General features: G+C 72.4%; 16 protein-coding genes and 1 pseudogene. 7 read left to right on the forward strand and 10 right to left on the reverse strand.

Annotated elements, in window-relative coordinates; genetic code table 11:
• Nucleotides 1-36: 36 nt before the first annotated feature.
• Together ACSU6Z_RS13355 and ACSU6Z_RS13360 are read right to left on the reverse strand one after the other, a co-directional pair.
• Entirely contained in the window at nucleotides 37-717 is a 681-nt protein-coding gene (locus tag ACSU6Z_RS13355; protein ID WP_437018423.1) for a response regulator, read from the reverse strand.
• Nucleotides 714-2,042: a sensor histidine kinase gene (locus tag ACSU6Z_RS13360; RefSeq protein WP_437045567.1), complete on the reverse strand. Its 1,329-nt coding sequence runs from the start codon at nucleotides 2,040-2,042 to the stop codon at nucleotides 714-716. Before ACSU6Z_RS13360 ends, ACSU6Z_RS13355 begins: the two co-directional genes overlap by 4 nt.
• 268 nt (nucleotides 2,043-2,310) lie before the next feature.
• On the opposite strand from ACSU6Z_RS13360, the gene phoU reads away from it, so the two are divergent.
• The 3 genes from phoU (at nucleotide 2,311) to ACSU6Z_RS13375 (ending at nucleotide 3,692) form a co-directional block, all read left to right on the forward strand.
• Complete coding sequence (phoU, locus tag ACSU6Z_RS13365; RefSeq protein ID WP_437045568.1) at nucleotides 2,311-3,012, forward strand: phosphate signaling complex protein PhoU; 702 nt, start codon at nucleotides 2,311-2,313, stop codon at nucleotides 3,010-3,012.
• Nucleotides 3,013-3,135: 123 nt separating this feature from the next.
• Nucleotides 3,136-3,291 carry a hypothetical protein gene (locus tag ACSU6Z_RS13370; protein WP_437045570.1) on the forward strand — a complete coding sequence of 52 codons (156 nt, stop codon included), beginning with the start codon at nucleotides 3,136-3,138 and terminating at the stop codon, nucleotides 3,289-3,291.
• Nucleotides 3,292-3,443: 152 nt separating this feature from the next.
• The gene (locus tag ACSU6Z_RS13375) at nucleotides 3,444-3,692 is read left to right on the forward strand and encodes an SCO4226 family nickel-binding protein (protein ID WP_437045572.1); all 249 of its coding nucleotides are present in this window, start codon (nucleotides 3,444-3,446) and stop codon (nucleotides 3,690-3,692) included.
• A 129-nt stretch (nucleotides 3,693-3,821) separates the two neighbouring features.
• Here ACSU6Z_RS13375 and ACSU6Z_RS13380 read toward each other — a convergent pair whose 3' ends face one another.
• The 4 genes and pseudogenes from ACSU6Z_RS13380 to ACSU6Z_RS13395 all read right to left on the reverse strand — a co-directional run bounded on the left by ACSU6Z_RS13380 (nucleotide 3,822) and on the right by ACSU6Z_RS13395 (nucleotide 7,026).
• On the reverse strand, nucleotides 3,822-4,163 hold the full coding sequence (locus tag ACSU6Z_RS13380; RefSeq protein WP_437045573.1) for a MerR family transcriptional regulator: 342 nt from the start codon (nucleotides 4,161-4,163) through the stop codon (nucleotides 3,822-3,824).
• Nucleotides 4,164-4,709: 546 nt separating this feature from the next.
• A pseudogene (locus ACSU6Z_RS13385) lies at nucleotides 4,710-5,003 on the reverse strand (SCO5918 family protein); the annotation flags it as partial.
• Between the two features lie 71 nt (nucleotides 5,004-5,074).
• Nucleotides 5,075-6,583: a DEAD/DEAH box helicase gene (locus ACSU6Z_RS13390; RefSeq protein WP_437045575.1), complete on the reverse strand. Its 1,509-nt coding sequence runs from the start codon at nucleotides 6,581-6,583 to the stop codon at nucleotides 5,075-5,077.
• 239 nt (nucleotides 6,584-6,822) lie between these two features.
• Nucleotides 6,823-7,026: a cold-shock protein gene (locus ACSU6Z_RS13395; RefSeq protein WP_437018410.1), complete on the reverse strand. Its 204-nt coding sequence runs from the start codon at nucleotides 7,024-7,026 to the stop codon at nucleotides 6,823-6,825.
• Nucleotides 7,027-7,609: 583 nt separating this feature from the next.
• Here ACSU6Z_RS13395 and ACSU6Z_RS13400 point away from each other — a divergent pair.
• A complete protein-coding gene (locus ACSU6Z_RS13400; protein ID WP_437045577.1) occupies nucleotides 7,610-8,098 on the forward strand; it encodes a hypothetical protein in 489 nt (162 codons plus the stop codon).
• Nucleotides 8,099-8,174: 76 nt separating this feature from the next.
• Complete coding sequence (locus ACSU6Z_RS13405; protein ID WP_437045578.1) at nucleotides 8,175-9,044, forward strand: alpha/beta fold hydrolase; 870 nt, start codon at nucleotides 8,175-8,177, stop codon at nucleotides 9,042-9,044.
• A 129-nt stretch (nucleotides 9,045-9,173) separates the two neighbouring features.
• Here the strand turns inward: ACSU6Z_RS13405 and ACSU6Z_RS13410 are convergent, their stop codons facing one another.
• Nucleotides 9,174-9,935 carry a phosphoglyceromutase gene (locus ACSU6Z_RS13410; protein WP_358779700.1) on the reverse strand — a complete coding sequence of 254 codons (762 nt, stop codon included), beginning with the start codon at nucleotides 9,933-9,935 and terminating at the stop codon, nucleotides 9,174-9,176.
• Nucleotides 9,936-10,094: 159 nt separating this feature from the next.
• Here ACSU6Z_RS13410 and ACSU6Z_RS13415 point away from each other — a divergent pair, with 159 nt between their 5' ends.
• Entirely contained in the window at nucleotides 10,095-11,561 is a 1,467-nt protein-coding gene (locus ACSU6Z_RS13415) for an MDR family MFS transporter (protein WP_437045580.1), read from the forward strand.
• Between the two features lie 128 nt (nucleotides 11,562-11,689).
• Here ACSU6Z_RS13415 and ACSU6Z_RS13420 read toward each other — a convergent pair whose 3' ends face one another.
• Nucleotides 11,690-12,190 (reverse strand): DUF2000 family protein, encoded by a 501-nt coding sequence (locus ACSU6Z_RS13420; protein WP_437045581.1) that lies wholly within the window; start codon nucleotides 12,188-12,190, stop codon nucleotides 11,690-11,692.
• Here ACSU6Z_RS13420 and ACSU6Z_RS13425 point away from each other — a divergent pair.
• A complete protein-coding gene (locus tag ACSU6Z_RS13425; RefSeq protein ID WP_437045583.1) occupies nucleotides 12,189-13,004 on the forward strand; it encodes an AraC family transcriptional regulator in 816 nt (271 codons plus the stop codon). The genes ACSU6Z_RS13420 and ACSU6Z_RS13425 overlap by 2 nt on opposite strands.
• 34 nt (nucleotides 13,005-13,038) lie before the next feature.
• On the opposite strand, the gene ACSU6Z_RS13430 is transcribed toward ACSU6Z_RS13425, so the two are convergent.
• Both ACSU6Z_RS13430 and mshA read right to left on the reverse strand, forming a co-directional pair.
• Nucleotides 13,039-13,551 carry a YbjN domain-containing protein gene (locus ACSU6Z_RS13430; protein ID WP_437045585.1) on the reverse strand — a complete coding sequence of 171 codons (513 nt, stop codon included), beginning with the start codon at nucleotides 13,549-13,551 and terminating at the stop codon, nucleotides 13,039-13,041.
• Nucleotides 13,544-14,881 carry a D-inositol-3-phosphate glycosyltransferase gene (gene mshA, locus ACSU6Z_RS13435; RefSeq protein WP_437045587.1) on the reverse strand — a complete coding sequence of 446 codons (1,338 nt, stop codon included), beginning with the start codon at nucleotides 14,879-14,881 and terminating at the stop codon, nucleotides 13,544-13,546. The genes ACSU6Z_RS13430 and mshA overlap by 8 nt, the downstream gene beginning before the upstream one ends.
• Between the last annotated feature and the right edge of the window lie 93 nt (nucleotides 14,882-14,974).

The raw sequence follows: 14,974 nt of genomic DNA on the forward strand, positions 1-14,974 counted from the left end.
CCGCCCTTGCGCGTGTGCGGCTCCCGCCGCTACGGCCTACGGCTCGAACTTGTAGCCGAGGCCGCGGACCGTCACCAGGTACCGCGGCGCGCCCGGGTCCGGCTCGATCTTGGCGCGCAGACGCTTGACGTGGACGTCGAGGGTCTTGGTGTCGCCGACGTAGTCGGCACCCCAGACCCGGTCGATGAGCTGCATGCGGGTCAGGACGCGGCCGGCGTTGCGCAGCAGCATCTCCAGCAGGTCGAACTCCTTGAGCGGCAGGTCGATCTTGGTGCCGCCGACGGTCACCACGTGCCGGTCGACGTCCATGCGGACCGGGCCGGCCTCCAGCGCGGCCGGGGCGGCCTCCTCCGGCTCGCCGCGGCGGCGCAGCACCGCCCGGATGCGGGCGACCAGCTCGCGCGAGGAGAACGGCTTGGTGACGTAGTCGTCCGCCCCTATCTCCAGGCCGACCACCTTGTCGATCTCGCTGTCCTTGGCGGTCACCATGATCACGGGGACGTTGGAGCGGCCGCGCAGCTGGCGGCACACCTCCGTGCCCGGCAGGCCGGGCAGCATCAGGTCGAGGAGGACGAGGTCGGCGCCGTTGCGCTCGAACTCGTCGAGCCCGTCGGGGCCGGTGGCCGCGACGGCGACCTCGAAGCCCTCCTTGCGGAGCATGTACGACAGGGCGTCGGAGAAGGACTCCTCGTCCTCGACGACGAGCACACGGGTCACGGAAGGACCTCCGGAGCGGGAAGCGTTGCGTACGGGGATGGAGAGGTGTGGGGGGGCGATGAGGGGGTGGACCGCCCGGCCGCGCCACCGGCGCGGGCGGAGTGCGGCCGGGCCCGGTCGCGGGACCGGCCCGCCTCCGGCAGCCGCAGGGTGAAGGTGGAGCCCTGGCCTTCGGCGCTCCACACCGTGACCTCCCCGCCGTGCGAGGCGGCCACGTGCTTGACGATCGCGAGTCCGAGGCCGGTGCCTCCGGTGGCCCGGGACCGGGCCGGGTCGACGCGGTAGAAGCGCTCGAAGATGCGCTCCTTGTCCTTGTCGGAGATGCCGATGCCCTGGTCGGTCACCGCGATCTCGATCATGTCGCCGCCGGGGGCCGCCACCCTGCGGGCGGCGATGCCGACGCGGGTGCGGGCGGGCGAGTAGTTGACGGCGTTCTCGACGAGGTTGCCGAGGGCGGCGGCGAGCTGGCCGCGGTTGCCCCAGACGTGCAGGTCGGCCGTGCCGCCCACCCGGCGCCCGCCGTCCTCCTGGTCGAGCCCTTCGGGCACTCCCACGTTCGTGGCCATCGTGATCTGCTTGGTGCCGGCCGCCTGCCGGCAGCGGTCGATGGCCTCGGCGACCAGTTCCTCCACCCGGACCGGCTCGGCGTCCTCCAGCGGGTCGTCGTTCTGCACCCGGGAGAGGTCGATGAGTTCCTGCACCAGGTTGGTCAGCCGGGTCGCCTCCATCTGCATCCGCCCGGCGAAGCGCCGCACGGCCTCGGGGTCGTCGCAGGCGTCCATGACGGCCTCGGAGAGCAGGGAGAGCGCGCCGACCGGAGTCTTCAGCTCATGGCTGACGTTGGCGACGAAGTCGCGCCGCACCGCCTCGATCCGGCGGGCCTCGGTGAGGTCCTCGACGAGCAGCAGCACCAGGCGCGAGCCGAGCGGGGCCACGCGGGCGGACACCGCCAGGGCGTCGCCGCGTCCGGTCCCCCGCCTGGGCAGGTCCAGCTCGACCTGCCGTATCTCCCCGTCCCGCCGGGTGTCGCGGGCCATCTGGAGCATGGGCTCGACGGCCAGCTTGCCGCCGCGGACCAGGCCGAGGGCGTACGCCGCCGAGCTGGCCTTGACCACGGCGTCCTCCTCGTCCAGGACGACGGCGGAGGAGCGGAGCACCGACAGCACGGTGTCCACGCCGGGCGGGAGCACCGGATCGGTGTGCAGGGAGGTGCGGGTGGGCCGCTTCTGGTCGCGCTCGCTCCACCGGAACGCCAGCATGGCGATGACGCCGGTGAGCACTCCGGCGATCGCTGCCGCTGCGGCGACCGCCGCGTTCACGTCCATGCCACCAGGTTAGGCACGGGGGAGGTCCCGCCCACAGCCATCGGAGTGCGAGCTCGGACACTCGTCGCCCAGAGTTCACCTGGGGGCCAGGGATGGTTCATTCCGGATGCCGGAAACGGACGCGTGCGGGCCGGAACGTGGAAACGTGGGGGTGAAGCGAGGGCCGCGAGGCCCTCTTGGGACGACGTACGTGCACGACGTACGGACGCACGGAGTACGTGCACGCACGACGCACTTGCACGACGCATGACGTACGAGAGGAACCCTGATGCGGGACGCGTACCACGAGGAACTGGACTCGATCGGTGACGGTCTGGTGGAGATGGCCCGGCTGGTCGGGTCGGCGATCGGACGCGCCACGACCGCCATCCTCGACTCCGACCTGAAGCTGGCGGAGAACGTGATCGAGGCCGACGCCAAGGTCGACCAGCTCCACCACGACCTGGAGGCGCGGGCGATAGCCCTGCTGGCCCGGCAGCAGCCGGTGGCGACCGACCTGCGGATCGTCGTCACCTCGCTGCGCATGTCGGCCGACCTGGAGCGCTCCGGCGACCTCGCCCAGCACGTGGCGAAGCTGGCCCGGCTGCGCTACCCCGAGCGCGCGGTCCCGCACGACCTGCACGCCACCATCCTGGAGATGGGCCAGCTCGCGCAGCGCCTGATGGCGAAGGCCGCCGAGGTGATCATCACCAAGGACGTCGACCTGGCGCTCCAGCTGGAGCAGGACGACGACGCGATGGACCTGCTGCACCGCACGCTCTTCCAGCACCTGATGGACGACCGCTGGAAGCACGGCATCGAGACGGCCGTGGACGTGACGCTGCTCGGCCGCTACTACGAGCGGTTCGCCGACCACGCGGTCTCGGTCGCCAAGCGGGTGGTGTACCTGGTGACCGGCGAGCACGCGGACGAACTGCAGGCGGACATCCAGCCGGAGATCCAGCCGGTGCCGGGGAGCGAGGGGGCCTGATCGAGGGCCGGGGGGAAGCGCTCGGCATCCGGCCGGAGCGCGCACGAGCCACAGTGCGCCGTTGATGCGACCGTCCTCGCGGGCGTGCAATGGGCGGCAGGCACCAGCCTTGAGGAGGGACCCATGGCCGAATCCCCCAGCACGACGCCCGACCCGACCCGGGAACGCCCGTCCGAGCAGCCCGCCGAGGTCGGGAACCTGCCCCTGATAGCCGCCTGCGGCTGCGGCTCCGGCTGCGGCTGCGGCTGCCAGTCGGGCAGCCCCTGCCAGTGCGGCTGACGGTACGCCGTCCCCGTACGTCCGTCCTCGAAGGGCCCCGGCGCGAGTGCCGGGGCCCTTCGCCGCGTCCCGGGGCCCGTGGGCCGCGTCCGGTGCACTCGCCCGGGGCGGCGTGCGGGCGCAGCATGGAGGGAGAGACCAGGAGGTACGTCATGGCCCACTTCATGGATGTCCACCACGGAATGCAGGGCATCACCGCCGACCAGCTGCGCGAGGCGCACCAGGCCGACCTGGCCATCGAGAAGGACGAGGGCGTCCACTTCGAGCGGGCGTGGGCGGACCCGGAGTCGGGAACGGTCTACTGCCTCTCCGAAGCCCCCTCCGCCACGGCGGTCCAGCGCGTCCACGAACGCGCGGGGCACCGGGCCGACGAGGTCCACGAGGTGCCGTTGACCGTCTGAACCGGCCGTCCGAGCCGATCCCGTCCGCGCCGGCCGTCCGCGTTCGGCCGGGGCGAGGGCCCGCGGCGCGGCGGCCGTGTCCTCGCCCGGCGTCCCGCGCGGGCGCCGGTCGGTTCCCGGACGCGCCGGTCAGCCGGAGGCGGGGCCGGAGCCCTCGGCGGCGGCCCGGCGGTACTCGGCGTTGATGCGCTGGGCCTCCTCCAGCTGGTCCTCGAGGATGACGATGCGGCAGGCCGCATCGATCGGCGTTCCCTTGTCGACGAGTTCGCGGGCCCGGGCGGCGATCCGCAGCTGATAGCGGGAGTACCGGCGGTGTCCGCCCTCGGAGCGGAGCGGTGTGATCAGACGGGCCTCGCCGATGGCGCGCAGGAAGCCCGGGGTGGTGCCGAGCATCTCGGCGGCCCGGCCGATCGTGTAGGCGGGGTAGTCGTCGTCGTCCAGACGATCGCTGAGCGGACTATCAGCTGTCATGTCACCTCGTGTCGTGCAACGCGTCGAGGGGCCCTGGTGCCGTCCGGCACCAGGGCCCCGAAGGGAATTGAACACCATCGGCCGGCTCTGCCACCGCTGTGCCGGCCTTCTCCTGGCGTCTGCTCCTCCATCCTTCGCGAGTTCTTACCCGGCAGTTCATGTCTGCCGGGTCTCACTTGACCTTCTCTACGGCAAAAATCTTAACCACACCAGAAACTGATGTCTACTCTCGCAAGAGTAGATTTTGAGGAGCCGGAGGTGGAGGTTTCCTCCCGTCCGTGGGTGCGCCCTGCCCGCGTCCCCGCGTGGGCCGGGACGCGGGGGCGCGATGAAGGGCGGTGAACGCGACGAGGGCCCTGCCGACATGTGTCGGCAGGGCCCTCGTCACTGGGTTGTGCTGCTGCGGCGGCTTCTTCGCGCCTATCCGTTCCGCTCGTCCCCGGGAACGGTGTCCCCGGCGTCACCCTCGACGACGTTCCCGTCGGCGCTCCCGGCGACGTTCCCGGCGGTGTCGCCGCTCGCGGCACCGCCCGCGGCGGCACCGTCGCCGCCGAGCAGGGCCGACGCGGTCTGCAGCGACGTGGGCGCGCTCGCGGGTGCGGCGTCGGGGTGGGGGTGGCAGGTGAAGCCGAGCCGGGCCATGGCCCGGACGACCTCGCCGCTGGAGAAGTCGCGGCGGTCCTGCCGGGTGACGACCGCGCCCACCTGCTTGGCGGGGTAGCGGCGGCGGCCGATGGTCACGGACTCACCCGTGATGGGCTCGGGCTTGACGCCCTCCATCGAGGCCAGCACCCCGCTCTTGGTCAGTTCGAACGGGTAGCGGGCGATGACACAGCGCATGTTGCCTCACAGGGAAGACAGGAGAGACAGGGGGAGACGGGGACGACGGGGAAGGAGAGGGGGGCGAGGCCCTACGCGGCCGGGTCGAAGGCGGACTGCCGCTGCGCCCTGCCGCGTCCCGACTGCTCGGCGGTCCGGCCGCCCCGGCCGGTGCGGCCGCGGCGGCCCCTGGACGAGGAGGACGCGGTGCGTCGGGGGCGTTCCACGGCCGGCGCGGCGATGACGACCGGTACACCGGAGGGCGCCTGGGCCCCGGTGATCCGGCTCAGTTCCGCCTCGCCCGAACGCACCGGGGTGACCTGCGGGGTGATGCCGGCCGAGGCCATCAGCCGGGTCATGGCACGGCGCTGGTCGGGGGTGACCAGGGTGACGACGCTGCCGGACTCCCCCGCGCGGGCGGTACGGCCGCCGCGGTGGAGGTAGTCCTTGTGGTCGGTGGGCGGGTCGACGTTGACGACCAGGTCGAGGTTGTCGACGTGGATGCCGCGCGCCGCGACGTTGGTCGCCACCAGGACCGTCACCTGTCCGCTCTTGAACTGGGTGAGGGTACGGGTGCGCTGGGGCTGGGACTTGCCGCCGTGCAGGGCCGCGGCGCGAACGCCGCTGTTCAGCAGGTGCTTGGTCAGCCGGTCCACCGCGTGCTTGGTGTCCAGGAACATGATCACCCGGCCGTCCCGGGCCGCGATCTCGGTGGTCGTGCGCTGCTTGTCCGCGTCGTGCACGTGGAGGACGTGGTGCTCCATCGTGGTGACCGCGCCCGCCGAGGGGTCGACGGAGTGGACCACCGGGTCGTGCAGGTAGCGGCGCACGAGCCGGTCGACGTTGCGGTCCAGGGTCGCCGAGAAGAGCATGCGCTGCCCGTTGGGGCGCACCTGGTCGAGCAGGGCGGTGACCTGCGGCATGAAGCCCATGTCGGTCATCTGGTCGGCCTCGTCGAGGACGGTGATGCCGACGGCGTCCAGCCGGCAGTCGCCGCGGTCTATGAGGTCCTTGAGCCGTCCGGGCGTCGCGACGACCACCTCGGCGCCGGCGCGCAGCGCACCGGCCTGCCTGCCGATCGACATGCCGCCGACCACGGTGGCCAGGCGCAGGCCCACGGCACGGGCGTACGGGGTGAGCGCGTCGGTGACCTGCTGGGCGAGCTCGCGGGTGGGGACGAGGACGAGGGCGAGCGGCTGCCGCGGCTCGGCGCGCTGTCCCGCCGTGCGGGCCAGTACGGCGAGGCCGAAGGCGAGCGTCTTGCCGGAACCGGTGCGGCCGCGGCCGAGGACGTCCCGTCCGGCCAGGGAGTTCGGCAGGGTCGCCGCCTGAATCGGGAACGGCTCGGTCACGCCCTGGCGCCCGAGCGCGGCCAGGATCGGAGCCGGCATGTCCAGGTCGGCGAACGCCTCGACGGCGGGCAGCGCGGGCGTGATCGTCTCGGGCAGGGCGAACTCACCCTGCACGGCCGGCCGGCCGCCGGCGCCCTGGGAGCGGCCGTTCCGGGGACGGCCGCCCTGGGAACGGCGGGAGAAGCCGGAGCGCTTGGCGTCGGCACCTCCGAAACGGTCGGATGTGCGCGGCGTACGAGCGCGATTCATGCGGAACCTTCCTTGTCACGGCACGTAGCAAGGAATTCCCGCAGCACATGAGCGGCGCAGAGAATCGCGAGAACGAGCCGAAGATTGATGGGGGCAGGCCGAGCCGGCCCAAGTGACGGGAGAACGTCACCGTTCGACGAGGTGGAGGGCTTCGCCGGGAGCCCTGGAAAATGCAGCGAGCCGGGGCCCGCACCCCAAGGTGCGGACCCCAGCTGCGAAGTATGCGTCAGCGCCGATGATTAGGCGGGGACGATGTTCTCGGCCGTCGGGCCCTTCTGGCCCTGAGCGATCTCGAAGGAGACCTTCTGGCCTTCCAGCAGCTCACGGAAGCCGGAGGTGGCGATGTTCGAGTAGTGGGCGAAGACGTCGGGGCCGCCGCCGTCCTGCTCGATGAAGCCGAAGCCCTTTTCCGCGTTGAACCACTTCACGGTGCCAGTAGCCATGTTTTTCTCCTTAGGGAAAACGGTGCTCGGGGCCCGCCCTGTGCGGACTCCGCGTCGCCGTGTTGATTACCCCGACGGAAAAACCTTCTGGCAACCACACCTGCAACTGAGATCGACAGTAGCACGGTGCCAACGACCCTGCACGGACGGAAACTTCGCCAGGTCAGGGGGCCTGGGAATACTCGCCGCGCGCCATACTTATTTCTCACTTCACGACCACAGATATTGCCCCCCGGGTGGAGGTCGTTTCCTCCGCTCACCCCGCCTCGCACCGCTCCGACCTCCTCCGATGGACCCGGCACGGCTGCCGCCGCCGCGCGGCGCGGAGAGGTGCGCGAGGACGCCGGGACCCCCCGGACGCGAGGAAGGTCACAGCGCCTCACGGCGGCCGGACGGCGGCCGGCTTCCCGGGCGGTGGCGGCGTCCCCGAACCGACCGCGCCTCCGAGCCGACCGCGCCCCCGAGTCGACGGCACCCCCGGGGACCGCCGCCCGGATGCCGGGCGGATGCCCGGCGGCGGAATCGCACGTTGTGTGTCCGCCCGTTCGCCGAAGGGAAACATCCATGCCGAAAGGGGGGCGCGGTGAGCGAGTGCGCGTGCGGACACGACAAGGCCGCCGAGGTGATCGAACTCCGCATGAAGGAGTACGAGTCCCTCCGGTCCGAGGTGGTGCAGAGGATCGGAGCCAGACAGCAATTGGCCGGGTACGCGGGCGCGGCAACCGCCATCGCGGCCACTCTCGGCAGCGATCTGGGGTACTGGCGGATCCTGGTCGTGGGGCTCGTGCTTCTGGTCGCCTATCTGTACCTGCGGGACAGCAACGACGGCATCCAGAGGCTGGGGAGGCATCTGCGCCTCGTCGAGGAGGATGTGAATTCCCTGGCTCGCAGCACGTACGGGCGCGAGATCCTTTCCTGGGAATCCCGCAGACAGGCCGACAGGAACGGGGAAAAGAGGATCTGGAAGGCGGTGGGACGCTTCGGCGGATGGCACCGCGACGACCCGGCGGTGAACGTCCCGGAACTGCGGCCGGGATCCGAAACCCAGCCCGGTGATCGAACTACCGCTTGAAATCCATAGCCGCCCCCCGGAACCCCCATATCGGCTGCATGACGCTGCGTCGAGCGCGCGCCTATCATGCTGGCCCATGAGTCAGTTATTGACCTTGGAGGTCCCGGACAACGCGCGTCCGGTTCGCCTGGACACCGCGCGAGGCGTCTTCGCGGCCTTCGACGTCGCGCCCGCCGGGCACGCTCCCGCCCGGGCGACGGCGTTGCTCGTTCCCGGCTTCATGGGCAGCAAGGAGGACTTCCTTCCGCTGCTGTCCACCTTGAGCGACGGCGGCGTGCGCGTCCTGGCCGTGGACGGCCGGGGCCAGTACGAGACCGGTGCTGCGTCGCCGGACCCCTCGTACTCCCGCGACAACCTCGCGCGTGACCTCGCCGCCCTCGTCGAAGGCGTCGGCGCCGGCCCCGTGCATCTCGTGGGTCACTCCTACGGAGGGCTCCTCGCCCGTGCGGCCGTGCTCGGCACGCAGGGGGACCCGTCCCTCTGGGCTTCCGTCACGCTCGTGAACTTCGGCCCCGCCGGCGTCTCCTCCCGGCAGCAGGAACGCCTGCGGCTGCTGCTCTCCGTCATCGACTCGATGACACTCGCCGAGATGTGGCCCTTCGTCAGGAACGACGAGGTCCCCGCCCCTCGAGAGGTGGATCTCTTCATGGAGCGACGATGGCTGCGCAATGCGCCGGAGCACCTGTCGGCGGCTGCGGAGCAGATGCTGAACGAAGTGGACGAGACGCCCCGGTTGGCACAACTTCCGATTCCCAAGTTCGTCGTTTCGGGGACCCCTGACGAGACCTGGGCGCCTGAGGGCGTCGAGCGCATGGCCCGTGAACTGGGGGCCCGGTGCTGCAAGATCGAGGGCGGTGGACATTCGCCCAATGTCCACCGGCCCGCCGAAACGGCGTCCGCCCTCCTCGGGTTCTGGAACTCCTGCCAGGAGAGAGTGGCCGTCTGAGACGAGGGAGCGGTGACGGACGTTCCCGGAAGACCGCCGGGACGGCCGGTGAGCCGGAGCCGGCCCCGGCCTGCCGAAAAGCCCCCTGCCTGCGCGGGAACCGCAGGCAGGGGGCTTAATCGTGGGCGCTTACTTCTTCTTGCCCTGGTTCTTGACCGCCTCGATCGCCGCCGCGGCCGCCTCCGGGTCGAGGTACGTGCCGCCGGGGTTGACCGGCTTGAAGTCGGCGTCCAGCTCGTAGGAGAGCGGGATGCCGGTGGGGATGTTCAGGCCGGCGATGTCGGCGTCGGAGATGCCGTCCAGGTGCTTGACCAGGGCGCGCAGGCTGTTGCCGTGGGCGGCGATCAGGACCGTGCGGCCGGTGAGGAGGTCGGGGACGATGCTGTCGAACCAGTACGGCAGCATGCGGACGACGACGTCCTTCAGGCACTCCGTCTGCGGGCGCAGCTCCGGCGGGAGGGTCGCGTAGCGCGGGTCGGAGAACTGGGAGTACTCGGCGTCGCGGTCCAGCGGGGGCGGCGGGGTGTCGTAGGAGCGGCGCCACAGCATGAACTGCTCCTCGCCGAACTCGGCGAGCGTCTGGGCCTTGTCCTTGCCCTGGAGGGCGCCGTAGTGGCGCTCGTTCAGGCGCCAGGAGCGCTTGACCGGGATCCAGAGGCGGTCGGCGGCCTCCAGCGCGAGCTGCGCGGTGCGGATCGCGCGCTTCTGGAGGGAGGTGTGGACCACGTCGGGGAGCAGACCGGCGTCCTTGAGCAGCTCGCCGCCGCGCGTCGCCTCCTTCTCGCCCTTCGGGGTGAGGTTGACGTCCACCCAGCCGGTGAACAGGTTCTTCTCGTTCCACTCGCTCTCGCCGTGGCGGAGGAGGATCAGCTTGTACGGTGCGTCGGCCATGCCTCAGAGCGTAATCCACGCATTCCCCCCTCCGCCCGGCCGCCCGGCGACCGGACGGTTGACGGCATCTGTTAATCCGGTGGTCCGTCCCGAGCTCCTCTCCGTAACATGTGCCAGCAGTTTGCGCTGCTTACATTCGTTTCATTCGTGGGGGACTCGATGCCACTGGCCACACTCGGACGCGCCGCCCGGGAGACCGTCTCCGGGCTTCCCCGCGAGTTCTGGTGGCTGTGGACCAGCACGCTCGTCAACCGGCTCGGCGCCTTCGTCGCCACCTTCATGGCGCTGTACCTGACCCTGGACCGCGGCTACTCCGCCTCCTACGCCGGTCTCGTCGCGTCCCTGCACGGGCTCGGCGGAGTGATCTCGTCCCTGGTAGCCGGGGTGATGACCGACCGGCTCGGGCGGCGGCCGACGCTGCTGGCCGCGCAGGCGTCGACGGCCGTGTCCGTCGCGCTGCTCGGCTTCGTGCGGGACCCGGTCGCCATCGCGGCCGTCGCCTTCGTGGTCGGCATGGCCTCCAACGCCTCCCGGCCGGCCGTGCAGGCGATGATGGCGGACATCGTGCGGCCCGAGGACCGCGTCCGCGCCTTCTCCCTGAACTACTGGGCGATCAACCTCGGCTTCGCCGTCTCCTCCACGGCCGCGGGCTTCATCGCCGCCCACAGCTACCTGGCCGGGTTCCTGATCGAGGCGGGCATGACGATGGCCTGCGCGATCCTGGTGTTCGTGAAGCTGCCCGAGTCCCGGCCCGCCGGGGGCCCGGCGGTGGACGAGGACGCGGACGGCGACACGGTGTCGCTCGGCACCGTCGTGCGCGACGGGCGCTTCATGGGCGTCGTCGGGCTGTCCTTCCTCATCGCGCTGATCTTCCAGCAGGCGTACGTGGGGCTGCCGGTGGCCATGGGCGAGGCCGGGTTCACCCCCGCCGACTTCGGCATGGTGATCGCCGTCAACGGAGTCCTGATCGTCGCGCTGCAGATCCCGGTCACCCGGCTCATCGAACACCGTGACCCGCGACGGCTGCTGATCGCGTCCTCGCTGCTGGCGGGGTACGGCTTCGGCCTCACCGCCTTCGCCGGGTCCGTCGGGGTCTTCGCCCTCACGGTCTGCGTGTGGACGCTGGCCGAGATCGTCAACTCGCCGACGCAGACCGGGCTGGTCGTGCACCTCTCCCCCGCGCGGGGCCGCGGGCGCTACCAGGGCGTGTACACGATGTCCTGGGCCGTCGCCGCCCTCGTCGCCCCGATGATGTCCGGCTTCGTCATCGACCGGTTCGGGGCGGCGTGGCTGTGGGGGACGTGCGCGGTGATCGGTACGGCGGCGGGGGCCGGGTACGCGGCCCTCATGCGCGGGCTGCCGGACGGGACCCCGGCGAAGGCGAAGGCACAGGCGCAGGTGGCGGCGGAGGAACCGGCCGGAGCGCCGGCCGGGCGGGCGGCCGGGGAGCCCGCCGGGGACGCGGTGACCGAACCGGTCCCGGAAAAGGCCGTGGGGCCGGCCGGGGAGCCGGTCCGGAAGCCGGCCGGGGAGCCGGTCCGCGAACCGGCCGGCGAAGCGACCGGGGAACCGGCCGGAGCCGGGGCGTCCCCGCCCACGAAGCCCGAGGCCGCCGGGGCTGCGTGAGGCCACCGGGGCGGACCGGTCCGGACGGGCACCGCGCCCGGTCGGGGCGACCCGCACAGCCGGGACACCGCACCCGGCCGGAGCGACCCGCGCAGCCGGGGCGGCCCGCGCGGCCGGGACCCCCTTCCTCACGGGTGCATCCGCGCCCCCTTCAGCACCTTGTCCACCCCGTTTTTCGGCCCGTACACCGCGAGCCCCACCAGGTCCAGCTGCTGCGTCGGCACGGCCCGGACGGCCGCCCGGTTGTCGCGGTCGTTGCCCGTGGCGAACAGGTCGCCCGTGAAGACCGCGCACGGCAGGCGGCGGGACAGCACGCGCGCGTGGGCGGCCGTCAGCGTCTCCTTGCCGCCCTCGAAGACCAGCACCGGCTGGCGGAACATCGGCAGGTACGGCACGCCGTCGGCGTCCTCGTACGGCTCCCCGATCACCTCGGGGAGCCGGGTGCCCAGGCCGCTGACGAGGAACGCGGTGACGTTGAGGCGCTGCCAGGGTTCGAGGTCGTCACGGAGCAGGACGGCGATCTTGGTGTCGAAGCGGACGGGTGCGCCGGGCGCCGCGTCGGTCGTTGCGTCGTTCATGCCGGGAGACTGCCGCCCCGCCCACGGCCGCGTCTTGTACGTTCTTTGCATGGCCGCGCAGCGCACCGCCACCGACGCCACCGTCTCCGCCTGGCGTCCGCGCGTTCCGGGCGTCGTGGAGGTCTTCCACGCGCGCTTCACCGGGTACGCCTATCCGATGCACGTCCACGACGCCTGGACGCTGCTCATCGTGGACGCCGGGGCCGTGCGCTACGACCTGGACCGGCACGAGCGCGGCACCCCGCTCGACACGGTGACCCTGCTGCCGCCGCACGTTCCGCACAACGGCGCCCCGGCCACCCCGGACGGCTTCCGCAAGCGGGTCCTGTACCTGGACGGCACGTTGCTCCCCGACGATCTGATCGGGCCCGCCGTCGACCGTCCCGACCTGCGCGACCCGGTGCTGCGGCGGCGCGTCGGGCAGGTGCACGCCGCGCTGGTCCGGCCCGGCGACGAGCTGGAGGCGGCGAGCCGGCTGGCGCTGATCGGCGAGCGGCTGCGGGCCGCGCTGCGCCCGGGGCGGGCCCGCCCCGCCCCGCGCCGGGACCCCGTCCTCGCCCGCCGGCTGCGCGAACTGCTGGACGCCCGGGTCACCGAGGGGCTCACACTCGACGAGGCGACCGCGCTGCTGGGTGCCCATCCCGCCCATCTGGTACGGGCGTTCAGCACCGCGTACGGCATCGCCCCGCACCGGTACCTGACGTCCCGGCGCGTCGGGCGGGCCCGCCGCCTGCTGCTGGCGGGGCACCCGCCGGCCGAGGTGGCCGCCGCCACCGGTTTCCACGACCAGGCCCACCTGACCCGGCACTTCAAGAAACTGGTGGGCGTGCCGCCGGGGCGGTACCGCGCCGGCGCGTCGCGCTGACGGCCCCGGGCCGTGCGCCGTCTCGCGCCGTGCCTCAGTCGGCGGGGCGCTCGGTCAGGTGGCGGAACGCCTCCAGGTTCCGCGTGGACTCGCCGCGCGACACCCGCCACGCGTACTCCTTGCGGATCGCGGAGGCGAAGCCCAGTTCCAGCAGGGTGTTGAAGGCGCCGTCGGCGGCCTCCAGGACCTGGCCGAGCAGCCGGTCGATCCCGTCGGCGGTGACGGCGGCCAGCGGGAGCCTGGCGGTGACGTAGACGTCGCCGAGCCGGTCGACGGCGTAACTCACGCCGTACAGCTTGAGGTTGCGCTCCAGCAGCCAGCGGTGGACGGCGGCCTCGTTCTCGTCGGGGTGGCGGATGACGAAGGCGTTCAGGGAGAGGGAGTGGCGGCCCAGGAGGAGGGAGACCGTCGTCGACAGCTTGCGGGTGCCCGGGAGCTTCACGACGTAGGTGCCGGGTTCGGGGCTCTCCCACTCCAGTTCGGCGTCCCTCAGGGCACCTTCCAGGGTCTGCCGCGCCGCCTGCTGTGCCTGCCGTGCCTCAGCCATGGTGCGAGGGTACGCGACGGCGGTGGGAGGTGATCGCGGCCGTGTAGACGTCGGCCGTGGCCGCCGCGGCGGTGTCCCAGCCGAAGCCCCGCGCGTGCCGGGCGGCGGCCTCGCCCATGCGGGAGGTGAGCGCCGGGTCGTCGGCGAAGTCGCGCAGCACGCGCGCGTAGGCGGCCGGATCGTGGCCCCGGACGAGGAAGCCGGTCTCCCGGTCGCGGACCGCGACGGGCAGGCCGCCGACGGCGGCGGCGAGCACCGGCGTGCCGGCCGCCTGCGCCTCGATCGCCACCAGCCCGAACGACTCGCTGTAGGACGGCATGACGAGCACGGACGCGGCCCGGAACCAGTCCGCGAGCTGTTCCTGCCCGACGGGCGGGCGGAACCGTACGACGTCCGCGATGCCGAGGCGGGCCGCCAGTTTCTGCAGGCCCTCCGGCTTGGCCAGGCCGCTGCCGCTGGGGCCTCCGACGACGGGGACGACGAGGCGGGAGCGCAGCTCGGGGCGCTCGTCGAGCAGGACGGCGACGGCACGCAGGAGGACGTCGGGGGCCTTCAGGGGCTGTATGCGGCCGGCGAAGAGCGGGATCAGCGCGTCCTGCGGCAGGCCGAGGCGGGCGCGGGCGGCGGCGCGGCCGTCGGCCGGGCGGAACCGCTCGAGGTTGACGCCGGGGTGGACGACGGCGACCTTGGCCGGGTCGGCGGCGTAGTGCCGGACCAGCTCGCCGGCCTCCTCGGCGGTGTTGGCGATGAGCCGGTCGGCGGCGGTGACGATCTGGGTCTCGCCGATGACGCGGGCGGCGGGCTCGGGGGTGTCGCCCTCGGCCAGGTTGGCGTTCTTGACCTTGGCCATGGTGTGCATGGCGTGCACCAGGGGGGCGCCCCAGCGCTGGGCGGCGAGCCAGCCGACGTGGCCGGAGAGCCAGTAGTGGGAGTGGACCAGGTCGTAGTGGCCGGGGCGGTGGCCGGCCCAGGCCTGCATCACGCCGTGCGTGAAGGCGCACAGCTGGGCCGGGAGGTCTTCCTTGGCCAGGCCCTCGTAGGGGCCCGCGTCGACGTGCCGGACGAGCACGCCGGGGGACAGCTCCACGGCCGGCGGGAGCGCGGCGGCGGTCGCGCGCGTGAAGATCTCGACCTCGATGTTGATGGCGGCCAGGCGCTGCGCCAGCTCCACGATGTAGACGTTCATGCCGCCCGCGTCGCCGGTGCCGGGCTGGTGGAGCGGGGACGTGTGCACGGAGAGCATCGCGACGCGGCGGGGGCGCCGGTGCAACCGGAGCCGCGGGGGAGCCGCCGGAGAGCGACGCCCGAGCCTGCTGACGTACTGGCTCACGTGGCGTTCCTCCTTGCTGCGGGCGTACCGGCCGGAGGACACGCGCCGCCCTCCACGGGGTGCGAACGCCGCAGGACGGCACTCCCATTCCCC

The organism is Streptomyces sp. enrichment culture, assembly GCF_964273145.1.
Classification (GTDB): domain Bacteria; phylum Actinomycetota; class Actinomycetes; order Streptomycetales; family Streptomycetaceae; genus Streptomyces.

Bases quoted from the DNA above. Each gene is read 5' to 3' on its own strand.
- ACSU6Z_RS13360 (WP_437045567.1), bottom strand. From the start codon at position 2,042: ATGGACGTGAACGCGGCGGTCGCCGCAGCGGCAGCGATCGCCGGAGTG.
- phoU (WP_437045568.1), top strand. From the start codon at position 2,311: ATGCGGGACGCGTACCACGAGGAACTGGACTCGATCGGTGACGGTCTG.
- ACSU6Z_RS13370 (WP_437045570.1), top strand. From the start codon at position 3,136: ATGGCCGAATCCCCCAGCACGACGCCCGACCCGACCCGGGAACGCCCG.
- ACSU6Z_RS13375 (WP_437045572.1), top strand. From the start codon at position 3,444: ATGGCCCACTTCATGGATGTCCACCACGGAATGCAGGGCATCACCGCC.
- ACSU6Z_RS13380 (WP_437045573.1), bottom strand. From the start codon at position 4,163: ATGACAGCTGATAGTCCGCTCAGCGATCGTCTGGACGACGACGACTAC.
- ACSU6Z_RS13390 (WP_437045575.1), bottom strand. From the start codon at position 6,583: ATGAATCGCGCTCGTACGCCGCGCACATCCGACCGTTTCGGAGGTGCC.
- ACSU6Z_RS13395 (WP_437018410.1), bottom strand. From the start codon at position 7,026: ATGGCTACTGGCACCGTGAAGTGGTTCAACGCGGAAAAGGGCTTCGGC.
- ACSU6Z_RS13405 (WP_437045578.1), top strand. From the start codon at position 8,175: ATGAGTCAGTTATTGACCTTGGAGGTCCCGGACAACGCGCGTCCGGTT.
- ACSU6Z_RS13410 (WP_358779700.1), bottom strand. From the start codon at position 9,935: ATGGCCGACGCACCGTACAAGCTGATCCTCCTCCGCCACGGCGAGAGC.
- ACSU6Z_RS13415 (WP_437045580.1), top strand. From the start codon at position 10,095: ATGCCACTGGCCACACTCGGACGCGCCGCCCGGGAGACCGTCTCCGGG.
- ACSU6Z_RS13425 (WP_437045583.1), top strand. From the start codon at position 12,189: ATGGCCGCGCAGCGCACCGCCACCGACGCCACCGTCTCCGCCTGGCGT.
- ACSU6Z_RS13420 (WP_437045581.1), bottom strand. From the start codon at position 12,190: ATGCAAAGAACGTACAAGACGCGGCCGTGGGCGGGGCGGCAGTCTCCC.
- ACSU6Z_RS13430 (WP_437045585.1), bottom strand. From the start codon at position 13,551: ATGGCTGAGGCACGGCAGGCACAGCAGGCGGCGCGGCAGACCCTGGAA.